The sequence below is a fragment of the Microbacterium sp. 71-36 genome (assembly GCF_001898305.1).
Lineage (GTDB): Bacteria > Actinomycetota > Actinomycetes > Actinomycetales > Microbacteriaceae > Microbacterium.
On record NZ_MKTP01000006.1, the window covers coordinates 57,094 to 69,257 of the forward strand.

A 12,164-nucleotide genomic window follows, 5' to 3' on the forward strand; every position below is an offset into this window, starting at 1 on the left:
AAATGCGGTATATCAGTCGCGTCGACCGAAAGTGCGGCGTACGACCCTCAACAGACCCAGGAAGCCGAACAGGCCGATCACCGCCCCCAGGATCGCGAACAGCGTGACGGATCCGCCCAGCACCGGCCCGCCGCCGGAGACGATCAGGACCACGGCGATCACGACCGCCGCGATCGAGACGAGGGTCGTCGCGATCTCGGAGGTGATCCGGCTCAGGATGCCGGTGGTATCGGTGCCGTCGTCGGAGCGCAGCGTGATGCCGATCGAGCCGCGTTCGATGCCGGTGAGCAGGGCCTCGAGGCGTTGCGGCATGCGCTGCAGTCGGGCGAGCGAGATCACCGCGCCGGCCTGGAGGTCGGTGGCCGCGCGCGTCAGCGACAGCGTGCGCCGCAGGAGAGTGGGCATGAGGGGGAGGGCGCGACCGACCATGTCGAAATCCGAGACGATCACGCGCAGACAGCCCTCGAGGGTGGCGAAGCTGCGCAGCGCCGACGCGAGCTCGCCCGGGAGGCCGATGTGGTGCTGGCGGATGACGTCGACGATCCGCGTGAAGATCGATCCCTGGCCCCCGCTGCCGAGGTGCTCCGCGGTGAGGACGACGCCGACGTCGTGACGGAAGGCGTCCATGTCGACCCCGTCGGGTGCGTCCACGATGAGCAGGAGCGCGTCGGTGGCGGCCACGTCGTTCTCGCTGAGTGCGGCGAGCAGAAGCGCGGTCATGTGCTGGCGACGGCTTCTCTCGATGATGCCGACGGCTCCGAAGTCGATCAGCCCGAGTGTTCCATCGGACTTCAGCAGCACGTTCCCGGGATGGAGATCGGCGTGGAAGACGCCGTACACCAGGATCTGTTCGATGACCGTGGTCATCAGGACCTGGGCGAGACGGTCGCGCGCCTCGGGCGTCAGGCCGGCGAGACGATCGGCGGAGTCGCTCAGGGCGGCGCCGTCGACCAGCGCCATCGTCAGGACCCGAGTGCTGGACGCATCGGGAAAGGCATCCGGCACGGTGACGACGCCGCGTCGCGTGGGCTCCGCCGCGTCGATGCGGGCGATGGTCGCGCGGATCAATTCCGTGTTGCGCGCCTCGATGCGGTAGTCGAGCTCTTCGCGGAGCGTCGTGGTGAACCCGCGGGCCACGGACTCGATGCGCAGATCGCGGCCGAATCGCGTGCGCGCCTCGGCGCGGTGGGCGAGGCGCACGATGATGTCGGCATCCGCCTCCACCTGTGCGCGCGCGGCGGGCCGCTGCACCTTGACCACGACGGGGGTGCCGTCGCGCAGGGTCGCGCGATGCACCTGTGCGACGGATGCGGCCGCGAGCGGCTGCGGGTCGATCGAGGCGTAGACCTCGTCGACGGGGCGTCCGAGGTCGCTTTCGATGACCTCGCGGATCGTTTCCCACGGCAGGGTCGTCGCGTTGGTCTGCAGCGTCGCGAGCGCGCTCAGATACGGCTCGGGGATGAGGTCGCGGCGCGTGGACAGCACCTGGCCGAGCTTGACGAAGCTCACGCCCGCATCGTTGATGGTGGCGACGATCGCGCGCGCGCGTTCCTCGGAGGTGCTCAGCTGCTGCTCGACACGGCTGTGACCGCCGTGGAAGAGCCATCCGACGCCGTGGCGGGACGCGATCGACAGGATCTCGACATACCTGCGGGTGCGTTTGCGCTGACGGAGACCGGCGCGGACGACGTCGATCGGGTTGGGGAGGGGGCGCGTGGGGAAGATCGCCTCGATCGCGACCAGGGTGGCGACGCCGAGGGCGAAGACCCAGCTGATGGACAGGGCGATCAGGCCGAGCGCGAGCCACACGTTGTCGCTGTCGGCGAGCGTCGAGCCCTCCGGAAGCCGTGTCTGCTGCAGAACCCATTCGGCCGCGGGGAACCCGAGGAAGAACACCAGGAGTCCGACGACGATGCTGCGCGGCCACCCCACGGTCGTCCCGAGGATCTGGCGGGCGACGAACCCGACGAGGATCGCGCAGATGATCGCCACGATGGCGATGAGCAGGGTGACGAGCACGGGGTCAGCGTAGCCGCCGGCTCACGAGATGCGAGCGAGACCGCACCCCGCGCACACCCAGGCGACCGCGGATCCCCGCCGTCGGGGCGCCATGCCGTGGAGGCAGCTCGGGCAGTGGGGCGGAAATCCGCTCGCCGCGTCGTCGTCGGGGAGCGGGGACGGGTCGGGGGTGGGAGGTGCGGCAGAGGGCGGGAGCATCGAGGTCCTTCGGTCGAGGACATCTTTACATGCGCATGCACTGTCGCGGGCGTCGTCCACAGCGGTGCCGACGGATGCCACGAAGGGGGAGGGACGACGTGCGTCCTCTCCCCCTCGGTGCGTCCGGGAACTCACTCCGTCAACGGCGGAACTCCCGCAGGGCCTTCTTCGCCTTCTTCTCGGCGCGGCCGGCGGCCTTCCGCCGCCGACGACGAGCCTTCGGGTCGTCCCACAGACGGACGAGCTGGTGCCCGACCGACTCGCGGTTCTTCACCTGCACCCGCGCGGCGCGGGTGCCGAGGACGTAGGCGATCAGGACGAGACCGCCGATGACGATGATGCGGTTGCGCATGGCATCCCTCCTCTAGCTGAGGCGCTTCTGGTCGTGCGCGAGTTTCGCGCGAAGGCTCGAATGCACCGAGATGTAGGTGCGGAACTGCTGTCCGGTGAGTGTCGCGAGGTTGGCGACGAGGGTGTCGACGTACTCCGCGATCTGTCGGGGCGACGTGTTCTGACGGGGCGTGACGCTCACGTGCAGCACCGTCTCCTTGCGCACCTCGTTCGAAGCGATGCGGGAGACCAGGATCTCGTCGCGCTCGTCGAGCGAGTTCTTCAGGGCCGCGGAGGCGAAGCCGTCGGTGATCGTGATGCGCCCGGCGTCGCTCTCGGCCCCGGTGGATTGCAGCGGCACGCGATGGCGTCCGCGGACGGCGCCCACGGCGACCAGGATCAGCACGAGGACGACGACCGCCAGCGCGGCGACGGCGCCGATCCCGAGGGACGGCTGCCCGATGCCCTCGGCCCACGAGCGCACGCCGTCGGCGGTCTGCGACCACACGTCGGCGGCACCGGGGAGGGCGACGACGGCGATCAGCAAGGCGCCCAGCACCAGCAGCACCACGCCGACGACGAACAGCAGGATGCGGTTGAGTGCGCGGTTGGTGTTCCTCATCGCACTCCCTCCTTTCCTGCGTCGAGCGGGCGCTCGACGCGCACGACGGTCCGCACCGACGGCGTCAGGCGGTACGAGGCGACCTCGTCGTCGACGATCTGTCGCAGACGATCGGTGTCGACGGGGATGCCGACCGGGGGACGGACCGTCACGTCGACCGTGCGGTGCGCGACGCCGACGACGACGTTCTCGCGGGCGATGCCCGACTCCGTGGCGAGATGCTGCGCGACGGCGGACGCCACCACGCCGTTGTCGACGACCACGGCGCGGTCGCCCCACGTCATCTCGTGCTTGGACAGGCGCCCGGGCGCCACGGCCAGGACGAGCACGACCAGGCCGATGATCGCCAGCACCACGCCCGCCGCGATCAGCGCCGCCGGGACGACGGCGCTCGGCAGGTCGGCGAGGGCGTCGAACGCGGCGCCCGGAGCGACGAGCAACGGCTGCTGGCCGGTGAGCGAGAGGACGATCTCGACGGCCGCGTAGACGGCGGCCAGCACGAGGACGACCACCACGACGAGCATCGCGGCGGTGCGCGGCGAGTGCGTCTCGCGGCGCACGACCGTACGCAGGACGCTGTCGGTCATTTCACCCTCCTTCTCTTCGGGGCGGTGGCCCCGGCGATGGTCAGATCCACGCGTGACACCTCGCGTCCGAAGAGACGGGTCAGGCGGTCGTGGAGGTCGTTCTGGATGCCGCGGGCGGCCTCGAGCACGGGGGTCGCGGCGCGGACGGCCTCGGAATCGTCGAGGCGGGGAACCGGGAACGGAGCCTGGACGCGCACCACGACGGTGTCGCGGGAGGCGGCGATGTCGACCGACACGTCAGCACGGTCGACTCCGATCGCCTCGGCGGCCGCCTGCTCGGCGGCCTTTCGGAACACGCGGTCGGCCACGTCGACGCGACCGCCGGTGCGCACGGTGACCCCGCCCCCCGGGGCGGCGACCGCCACCCCGGGAAGCGCGGTGGTCACGATGTGCTCCGACCCGAGAATGCGTTGGCGATGCTGCGGATGTCGATCTCGCCCGAGACGATCCGACCGACGACCGCGCCGATCGCCATGAACAGGGCGACCAGGAGGAAGCCCCAGAAGCCGAAGATCAGTGCGGCGGCGGCCAGGACGAGGCCGACGAGGGCACCGGTGACGGTCGGGTTCATGACACGCGGGAGGGGGTCGAGTCGTCGTCATCGTCACCCGGGATGTGGATGTCGTTGACGTCGACGTTGACCTCGACGACCTCGAGGCCGACGAGACGGCTGATGGCGCCGGCGACGCGTGCGCGCACCTGGTCGGCCACCTCCTGGATGGGTGCGGGGTACTCGACCACGATGGTGAGGTCCGCCGCGGCCTGGGTCTCCCCGACTTCGACCTTCACGCCCTGCGTGAGGTCGGTCGCGTTGATCGCGTCGCGGATCGCGCCGAACGCGCGCGCTCCGCCGCCGCCGAGGGCGTGGACGCCGGCCACCTCGCGCGCGGCGATGCCGGCGACCTTGGCCACGACCGAGTCGGCGATGGTGGTCTTACCGGCCGCCTGAGCGTCGGCGGGGGTCCGGGAGCCGGTGAACGCGCGGTCCACGCGCGACCCCTGGGGCGCGGCGGTGGGGGCCGCGGGCTGTTCTTCGATAGCCATCGGAGTGTCCTTCCTGTACGTCCTGGCCCCGGAGGTGATCCCGGGCCAGCGGTGTTCGCTTACTGATGAGACGTAGGTGGAAGGAGTTTCGTCACGCCGCGGCCCCCACTTTCTCGCGAGACCGTCGTCACCGGTCAGACGGGTGCGGCGAACTCCCGGATCGTGATGCCGGAGAACTGCGCCGTGCCGCCGTCGGTGTACAGCGAGATCCCGGTGTCGCCGTCGAGGAAGTGCACCTGCTGCGACAGGACCGTGTGCCCGGCGTTGACGAAGACCTCCACACTCTGGCGGTCGACGAAGATGCGCAGGTGCACGGATCGGGCCGCGGGATCGATGGGCGCGGCCGCGCGCGTGTACGGCGCGAGCGCGTAACCGGCGCGGTCGGAGGGGCCGCGGTCGACGTACAGGTCGGAGCCGTACTTTCCGACGTTGGTGTGCCGCGACCCGTCTGCGGACCGACCGACCGAGACACCGACGTTCGTGGCGTCCGTCCAGGCGACGTCGAGTTCGAGCTCGTACGCGCGTCCGGTCCAGGGGAGGACGTCGCTGCCGTTCACCGTGCGATCCGGCAGGGTCACCGTCGAGGTCGCGCGCGCGGCCAGCGCGGGGATCGGCGCGCTGAGCAGGCTGTACCACCCGCCCGGCTGCTTCTCCAGGCGCAGTTCGCGCACGATCGAGTTCTGGCCGTTGTAGCCGTCGCTGACGTCGGTGGGGACGTCGCGCGCGGCGTACTTCCAGTTGTTCATCCAGCCGATGGCGAGGCGCCGCGTGTCGGGCGCCTCGATGCTCGGCCAGGTCACGGCGCCGTACCAGTCCCAGCCCCAGTCCAGCCACTGCGGGGTCAGGTCGTCGGCGACGAAGTGCGTGCCGTTCCACGTACCCATCCAGTACGCGTAGGTCATCGGGAGCCCGATGCCGTAGGCATCCATGCTCGCGCCGAGCACCCAGTGCCGGCTGCCGTCGTCGGCGGTCATCTGGAACAGGTCGGGGCACTCGATGCCGCCGAGCTGGGGGTTCGGGTAGTCGAAGTTGCTGCGCCACGTCCACTGGCGCAGGTTCGGTGAGGTGTAGAAACCCGCGTACCGGGCGCGGCCGAGGGCCATGACCCATTCGCTGCGCGCCGCGTCCCAGTGCACCTTGGGGTCGCGGCACCACTCGGCGTTGTCGATCTCGGCCGGCGTCTGGGCGGTGCGGCCGTCGGTGTTGACCAGGACGGGGTCGGGCAGCATCGTGAAACTGAAGCCCCCGTCGGTCGACCAGTACAGGTACTGCTCCTGGTACTTGCGGATCCCGTCGGTGGGCCGGGTCGCGAGTGCGATCACCGCTCCCGCGCCGAATCCGGCGGTATTCGCCTCGTCGACGACGAGGCACCCCGACCACACGGGGACGCCGTTCGTGAGCGGCATGACGGTGCCGTGGTGGACGAAGCTCACGCCGTCAGTGGTGGCGTGGTCCCATCCGCCGGGGCCGTTGTTGACGTCGGAGTGCAGGTAGTACAGCTGGTACTGCCCGCCCGAGACGATCGGGCGCTGCGGATCGCACAGCCAGGCCGTCGGCGGGGTCATGTGGTAGATCGCGCGTTGCGACGGCGTGGTCGCACGCGCGGCGACGGGAGCCGCGGAGGCCAGGGCGAGGCCGAAGGCCCCGGCTCCGGCGCCCTGCAGCAGGGTGCGGCGGGAGATCTCGAACGGCATGATGCTCACTTCCTCGTGATCGGCGGGCGCGACGATGCACCCGCCGGGGTGTCCGGCGGTTCGGTGGGGAAAGGGTCAGGCGGCCGCCGGAGCCGCGAGACCTTCCTGCGCGTCGTCGGCGAGGGCGACGATGCGCACGGCGGGGGCCTCCGACCCTTCCGCGGTGGCGTGCACGGTCACGGGGCCGCCGCCGAGGGTCACCAGGTGCGAGAGCACCGTGGCGCCGCGATCGGCGAAGACCTCCAGCAGAGGCCCGTCGAGCACGATCGTGAACGCCCCGGCGCCCGTCTCGAGCAGCGGCGCGGTGCGCGTGCCCGCGAAGTCGGGGTGCAGCGTCCGGGCGGCCTCGCCCGAGCGCGACACCGCGAGCGTACGGGTGGCGGGGTCGTGGACGATCTCGACCGCGGCATCCGTCGCTCCCTCCAACCGGAGGCGCAGGATGCCGGTGGACGCGGGGTCGGGATGGACCTCGATGACCGCGTGCGGGGTGACGCCCGCGGCGGGGGAGGGGACGTCGTCGAGGTCTGCGGGGAGCACCGGATGCTGCACCAGCCGTAGGACGCCCGCGATGCGGCGGAGGCCCAGGGTGCGCGGCAGCGACATCGCGCCGCGCCACGGAGCCGTCGGCACGGCATGCGCGTAGCGCCAGTTGCTCATCCACGCGAGCATCACCGCCGCACCGCCGGGCGCGCCGTGGAACGTGACGCCCGCGTAGAGGTCGCGTCCGTGGTCGACGGGCACGAGCGCGTCCTCCTCGGCGCGGAAGACGCCGTCCACGAGGTCGCCCACGACGTAGTGCATCGCGGAGCCGGAGGGGTCGGCGTCGTCGCCCACCGGGTTGGTGCTCAGTAGCAGTACCCAGGCCGTGGCATCCGTTCCCTCGATCTCCAACCGGACGAGATCGGGGCACTCCCAGACGACGTCCTCGGGGCCGAGCGGTCCGTACGCCCCCGTCTCCCGCCACGTGTCGAGATCGTCGGAGGCGTAGAACACGACGCGACGCTCGACGGCCTCCACCGCCAGCATCAGCCAGCCGCCGTCGGGGAGCGCGATCACCTTCGGGTCGCGGAAGTCGGCGCTGCCGCGGTCGAGTACCGGGTTCGCGGCATCCGGGGTCCAGGTGAGGCCGCCGTCGACGCTGGTCGCGCGGGACTGGGCCTGGATGCCGTGGGCGTACGCGCTCGTGTAGAACGCCGTCAGAGTGGAGCCGGGGCCGGCCACGACCGAACCCGAGAAGATCTGCTCGTCGGGGCGGTGGGGGAGGGCGACGGGATGCTCCTCCCAGTGCAGGAGGTCGGAGCTGGAGGCGTGTCCCCAGCTCATGTTCCCCCAGTCGTTCCCCTCGGGGTTGTACTGGAAGAACGCGTGCCACCGGCCGTCGATGTGCACCAGACCGTTGGGGTCGTTCATCCAGTTGCGCGCGGGCGCGAGGTGGACGCGCGGGCGGGGCAGGCTCACAGCGACTCCCGGAGGACGGGCGGGCAGGCGACGAGGTGACGTGCTCCCGTCGCGGGCGACTCGAGCCCGAGGAGCGTGCGCACACCGGCGGCGCCGAGCTCGTAGTGCGGCAGCGCGACGGTCGACAGCGGCGGACGCAGGTGCGCGGCGATGACGTCCTGGTTGTCGAAGCCCATGACCGCGACGTCTCCGGGGATGCGCAGGCCCCGGTCGCGCAGGCCGTCGTAGAGGCCCATCGCGACGCGGTCGTTGTGGCAGAACACCGCGGTGGCGCCGGAGTCGACGACCGCTCCGGCGATGTCGTAGCCGCCCTCCTGCTCGGGCGCCGCCTCGAACACGAGCGCGTCGTCGACGGGCACACCGGCATCCGCCAGGGCCGCACGGTAGCCGGCGAGACGTCCGTCCCGCGCGGGGGACGGCGACGTCGTGTTGACGAAGGCGATGCGGCGGTGCCCGGCCGAGAGGAGTTCCTCGGTCGCCGTCCGTCCGCCCTGCACCTCGTCGGGCACCACCGCGGGGAAGGCGTCGTCGGCGGCGAAGCAGTTCACCAGCACCGTCTCGGTGTGCTGCAGCGGCGACGGCACGTCGATCTCGCGGTGGTACCAGGTGGAGTACAGGATGCCGCGCACCTGGTGCTCCAGCATCATCGCGATCGCGTCGTTCTCGGCGGCGGCGTTGCCCTCGGTGTTGGCCACGAGCAGGACGAACCCGTGACGCCACGCCTCGTCCTGTGCGCCGTGGATGATCTGTCCGGCGAAGGGCGTGGTGGCGATGGCATCCGCCACCAGCCCGATGAAGCGGGAACTCCCCTCGGACAGCGTCTTGGCGAGCGCGTTCGGCCGGTAGCCGAGCGCCGCGATCGCCTCGTGCACGCGGCGTCGGGCATCCTCGCCGATACGCGCGCCCGGCTTGTCGTTCACGACGTGCGACACGGTCGCCACCGAAACCCCGGCCGCCCGCGCCACGTCGCGCATCGTCGTGCTCATCCCTTGGTGGCTCCGCTCTCCAGGCCGGCGATCATCGCCTTGTTCAGCACGAGGAACACCAGCAGCAGTGGCGTCACCGTGACGCACACCGCGGCGAACGTCGCCGTCCAGTCGGTGTTGCCCATCGCTCCGATGTAGTTTTGCAGCCCCAGCGGGATGGTCTTGAGTCCATCGGAAAGAACGAACGTGTTCGCGAAGATGAAGTCGTTCCAGATGAAGATGCTGTTGACCAGCACGACCGTGATGATCGTGTTCACCGACAGCGGCGCCGTGATCTGCAGGAAGATCCGGTACGGCCCCGCACCGTCGAGGGAGGCGGCCTCGTACAGCTCGCGCGGGATGTACTCGTAGAACGACGAGAACAGGTACACGCCCATCGGCAGCGAGAACGCCGCCAGCGGCAGGATCATCGACAGGTGCGTGTCGAGCAGGCCCACCTGCGAGTAGTCGATGAACAGCGGCACGAGCGCGATCTGGACCGGGACGATGATGCCCAGCAGGAACAGCGCCCGGACGAACCCGCTGAAGCGGAAGCCCAGGACCTGCAGCGCGTACGCGGCCATCATCCCGGCCACGACGATCAGGACGCTGGCACCGAGGGTCACGAGGAAGCTGTTGGCGATGTTCAGCGCCAGGTTGCCGGTGGCGAAGGCGCGGGAGTAGTTCTCCAGCGTCCACTCCGACGGCAGGGCGAACGGGTCGCCGCCCGCGAAGTCGCTTGCGGTCCGGAAGCTCGTGAGGAACAGCCACAGCAGCGGGTACACCTGCACCACGACGATGAGCACCACCGTGACGGTCAGCAGCGTCCGCTGGACGCGCACGCGCGGCGAGCGGTGCACGGGACGCGGCCCCGGTGCGGGGGAGAGGGGGACGGATGCCACAGGGGCCGGGGCGAGTGTCGTGCTCATCACGCGTCCTTTCGACGCAGCAGCAGGAAGATGAGGCCCACGGCGACCAGGCACTCGACGACGATGAAGACCGAGATGGCGCTGGCGTAGCCGTAGTCGGTGTGGACGAAGGCCGTCTTGTACATGTAGGTGGTCAGGAGCTCGGACGCCTGCCCGGGTCCGCCGTTGGTGAGCAGGTACGGGATGTCGAAGCCGCGCAGCGCGAACGTGGTGGCCATGACGGTCGTGGTGATCCAGACGGGACGGATGTAGGGGAAGCGGATCCGCCAGAAGGTCTGCCACCAGGAGGCGCCGTCGAGGCGCGCGGCCTCCTCGAGCTCCTTCGGCACCGCGATGAGCGCCGCGTAGATGATGAGCATGTAGAGGCCGGTGAAGCGCCACCCTTCGGGGACCGACACCGCGGCCAGGACCGTCTGCACGTTGGAGAGCCAGGCCGTCTGGAGGCCGTCGAGTCCCACCCACGCGAGCAGCTGGTTGAGCAGCCCCACGGGTTCGAGCGAGTAGATGCGGACGAAGAGGAACGCGATCGCCACGGTGGAGATGACCGCCGGCAGCAGGTACAGCGTCTTGACCAGTTCGCGCGCCCGGGGGAGGGCGGTCAGCAGTCCCGCGACCGCGAGGGCGCCGCCGAGCTGGAGCACGAGGCAGATGGCGAGGTAGCCGAGGGCGTTGCCGAACGCGGTCCAGAACACGTCGTCGCGCGTGAACATCTTCACGTAGTTGTCCAGGCCCACGAATGTCAGGGCGGTGATGCCGTCCCACGAGAACAGGCTCAGCACCAGCGACTGCACGATGGGGAGCAGGACCGCGGCGCCGTAGAGCAGCAGCGGCGGGACGAGGAACACCGCGACGGCGAGGCCCGAGCGGCGCGGCAGCATCGACGCACGCATCGGCGCGCGACGCCGGGCGGGGGAGCCGGCCCCGGTGACCCGGGGCCGGCTCGGTGCGAGGGTGTCAGCCACCGACGTTCTCCGTGAGAGAGGCGTCCATCGTGCTGACGAACTCGTCAGGGGTGATGTCGCCCTGGACCAGCAGGGTCAGCTCCTGCTGGAGCCGGGTGTTCGTCGCGGGGTCGAGCTGCGTGTCCCACGGCATCGCGATCTTGGTGCCCACGTCGCCGGCCTGCTCGATCGCCCGGGTGTACAGCGGCGTCGCATTCGCGGGGATGGTCGTCTCCACGCCGGTGGTCGGGGAGAGGGCTCCCGACGCGGCGACCTCGGCGGGGTAGCGCTCGAGGGCGAAGCGCAGGAAGTCGCGTACGAGCGGGTCGTAGGTGGCGGAGTTGACCGCCATGCCGATCCCCGACGGGGTCACGTACTCGTTGTCGGCGGTCACGGCGCCGGGGAGCGTCGGGAGGGTGAAGTAGTCGACGCTGTCGCGCACACCCGCGTCGAGCTTGTCGGTGGCGAGGTTCGCCAGCTCCCACGTGCCGATGTTGTAGACCGCGGCCTTGCCCGAGGTGAACTGGGCCTGGGCGTCGGCATAGCCGGTGGCCGAGAAGCCCTCCTGGAAGCAGCCGGCCTGGCCGAGTCCGTACAGCCAGTCGGCCGCGGCGCGGCCGGGCGCGTCGGAGAACTTCGCCTGGCCGGTCTTCAGCTTCTGCACGTACTCGGGGCCGGCCTGGCGGAACGGGTAGTACGCCATGTACCGCTCCAGCGGCCAGCCGTCGGAGCCGTCGAGGGCGATGGGCGTGATGCCCTTCGCGCGCAGCGCCTGGCACATCGGGGCGAAATCGTCGAGCGTCGCGGGGACCGACACCCCGGCCTGCGCGAGGAGGTCCTTGTTGTACCAGAAGAACTCCAGCTGGAATTCGAACGGCACCATGTAGAGCGAGCCGTCGTCGAAGCGCTGGTAGTTCAGGGCGGCGTCCCGGTACTGGTCCGACAGACCGAGGTCTTTCAGCAGCAGGTCGACGTCGACCATGCGGCCCTGCTGTGCGAGCTTCTGCGCGAAGGGGGTGGCATCCGTGTCGAAGAGCTCCGGCAGCTTGTTCGCGGCGGCGAGGGTCTCGTACTTCTGGATGTAACTGGGGCGGTCCGGCGTCGTGATGAGGTTCAGCGAGAAGCCGGGGTGATCGGCGGCGTACTCGTCGGCGATCTTCTGCATCGCCGTGATCACGCCCCCGTCGGCCGGACGCGACAGCAGCCACGAGATCTCGCGGGGCTTGATCTCGCCCTCGGGGTTGACGTCGGTGGGATCGCCGGCCGAGCCGGTGGCGCCGCATCCGGACAGGACGAGCGCGGTGGCGGCGGTCAGCGCGACCCAGGAGGCCGCTCGGGTGAGGTGGACCATGTGAATCTCCATTGATGTGGTGGTGC

The 12,164-nt window shown here is 70.4% G+C and carries 13 protein-coding genes; all 13 read right to left on the reverse strand.

What is annotated here, in order from left to right; translation table 11 throughout:
• Positions 1-12: 12 nt before the first annotated feature.
• The gene (locus tag BGO45_RS14360) at positions 13-2,019 is read right to left on the reverse strand and encodes an AarF/UbiB family protein (RefSeq protein ID WP_292695361.1); all 2,007 of its coding nucleotides are present in this window, start codon (positions 2,017-2,019) and stop codon (positions 13-15) included.
• A 337-nt stretch (positions 2,020-2,356) separates the two neighbouring features.
• The gene (locus BGO45_RS14365) at positions 2,357-2,569 is read right to left on the reverse strand and encodes a hypothetical protein (protein WP_292695364.1); all 213 of its coding nucleotides are present in this window, start codon (positions 2,567-2,569) and stop codon (positions 2,357-2,359) included.
• A 12-nt stretch (positions 2,570-2,581) separates the two neighbouring features.
• Positions 2,582-3,169, reverse strand: a complete 588-nt coding sequence (locus BGO45_RS14370) for a hypothetical protein (protein ID WP_292695367.1) — start codon at positions 3,167-3,169, stop codon at positions 2,582-2,584.
• Entirely contained in the window at positions 3,166-3,756 is a 591-nt protein-coding gene (locus BGO45_RS14375) for a DNA/RNA endonuclease G (RefSeq protein ID WP_292695370.1), read from the reverse strand. The genes BGO45_RS14370 and BGO45_RS14375 overlap by 4 nt, the downstream gene beginning before the upstream one ends.
• The gene (locus BGO45_RS14380) at positions 3,753-4,142 is read right to left on the reverse strand and encodes a hypothetical protein (RefSeq protein WP_292695372.1); all 390 of its coding nucleotides are present in this window, start codon (positions 4,140-4,142) and stop codon (positions 3,753-3,755) included. The genes BGO45_RS14375 and BGO45_RS14380 overlap by 4 nt, the downstream gene beginning before the upstream one ends.
• Positions 4,139-4,327: a DUF2273 domain-containing protein gene (locus BGO45_RS14385; protein ID WP_076491230.1), complete on the reverse strand. Its 189-nt coding sequence runs from the start codon at positions 4,325-4,327 to the stop codon at positions 4,139-4,141. The genes BGO45_RS14380 and BGO45_RS14385 overlap by 4 nt, the downstream gene beginning before the upstream one ends.
• The gene (locus BGO45_RS14390; RefSeq protein WP_076491229.1) at positions 4,324-4,800 is read right to left on the reverse strand and encodes an Asp23/Gls24 family envelope stress response protein; all 477 of its coding nucleotides are present in this window, start codon (positions 4,798-4,800) and stop codon (positions 4,324-4,326) included. The genes BGO45_RS14385 and BGO45_RS14390 overlap by 4 nt, the downstream gene beginning before the upstream one ends.
• Before the next feature lie 134 nt (positions 4,801-4,934).
• On the reverse strand, positions 4,935-6,494 hold the full coding sequence (locus BGO45_RS14395) for a glycoside hydrolase family 32 protein (RefSeq protein ID WP_292695377.1): 1,560 nt from the start codon (positions 6,492-6,494) through the stop codon (positions 4,935-4,937).
• A 75-nt stretch (positions 6,495-6,569) separates the two neighbouring features.
• Positions 6,570-7,952, reverse strand: coding sequence for a glycoside hydrolase family 32 protein (locus BGO45_RS14400; RefSeq protein ID WP_292695380.1), 1,383 nt, complete (start codon positions 7,950-7,952; stop codon positions 6,570-6,572).
• A complete protein-coding gene (locus tag BGO45_RS14405; RefSeq protein ID WP_292695383.1) occupies positions 7,949-8,938 on the reverse strand; it encodes a LacI family DNA-binding transcriptional regulator in 990 nt (329 codons plus the stop codon). Before BGO45_RS14405 ends, BGO45_RS14400 begins: the two co-directional genes overlap by 4 nt.
• On the reverse strand, positions 8,935-9,846 hold the full coding sequence (locus tag BGO45_RS14410) for a carbohydrate ABC transporter permease (protein ID WP_076491226.1): 912 nt from the start codon (positions 9,844-9,846) through the stop codon (positions 8,935-8,937). Before BGO45_RS14410 ends, BGO45_RS14405 begins: the two co-directional genes overlap by 4 nt.
• On the reverse strand, positions 9,846-10,724 hold the full coding sequence (locus tag BGO45_RS14415; protein WP_076491225.1) for a carbohydrate ABC transporter permease: 879 nt from the start codon (positions 10,722-10,724) through the stop codon (positions 9,846-9,848). The genes BGO45_RS14410 and BGO45_RS14415 overlap by 1 nt, the downstream gene beginning before the upstream one ends.
• 76 nt (positions 10,725-10,800) lie before the next feature.
• Entirely contained in the window at positions 10,801-12,138 is a 1,338-nt protein-coding gene (locus BGO45_RS14420; protein ID WP_292695386.1) for an ABC transporter substrate-binding protein, read from the reverse strand.
• Positions 12,139-12,164 lie beyond the last annotated feature (26 nt).

What these genes read in the sequence shown, in the direction of transcription:
- BGO45_RS14415 (WP_076491225.1), bottom strand. Translation starts at nt 10,724, where the DNA reads ATGCTGCCGCGCCGCTCGGGCCTCGCCGTCGCGGTGTTCCTCGTCCCG.
- BGO45_RS14410 (WP_076491226.1), bottom strand. Translation starts at nt 9,846, where the DNA reads ATGAGCACGACACTCGCCCCGGCCCCTGTGGCATCCGTCCCCCTCTCC.
- BGO45_RS14390 (WP_076491229.1), bottom strand. Translation starts at nt 4,800, where the DNA reads ATGGCTATCGAAGAACAGCCCGCGGCCCCCACCGCCGCGCCCCAGGGG.
- BGO45_RS14370 (WP_292695367.1), bottom strand. Translation starts at nt 3,169, where the DNA reads ATGAGGAACACCAACCGCGCACTCAACCGCATCCTGCTGTTCGTCGTC.
- BGO45_RS14405 (WP_292695383.1), bottom strand. Translation starts at nt 8,938, where the DNA reads ATGAGCACGACGATGCGCGACGTGGCGCGGGCGGCCGGGGTTTCGGTG.
- BGO45_RS14420 (WP_292695386.1), bottom strand. Translation starts at nt 12,138, where the DNA reads ATGGTCCACCTCACCCGAGCGGCCTCCTGGGTCGCGCTGACCGCCGCC.
- BGO45_RS14385 (WP_076491230.1), bottom strand. Translation starts at nt 4,327, where the DNA reads ATGAACCCGACCGTCACCGGTGCCCTCGTCGGCCTCGTCCTGGCCGCC.
- BGO45_RS14375 (WP_292695370.1), bottom strand. Translation starts at nt 3,756, where the DNA reads ATGACCGACAGCGTCCTGCGTACGGTCGTGCGCCGCGAGACGCACTCG.
- BGO45_RS14395 (WP_292695377.1), bottom strand. Translation starts at nt 6,494, where the DNA reads ATGCCGTTCGAGATCTCCCGCCGCACCCTGCTGCAGGGCGCCGGAGCC.
- BGO45_RS14365 (WP_292695364.1), bottom strand. Translation starts at nt 2,569, where the DNA reads ATGCGCAACCGCATCATCGTCATCGGCGGTCTCGTCCTGATCGCCTAC.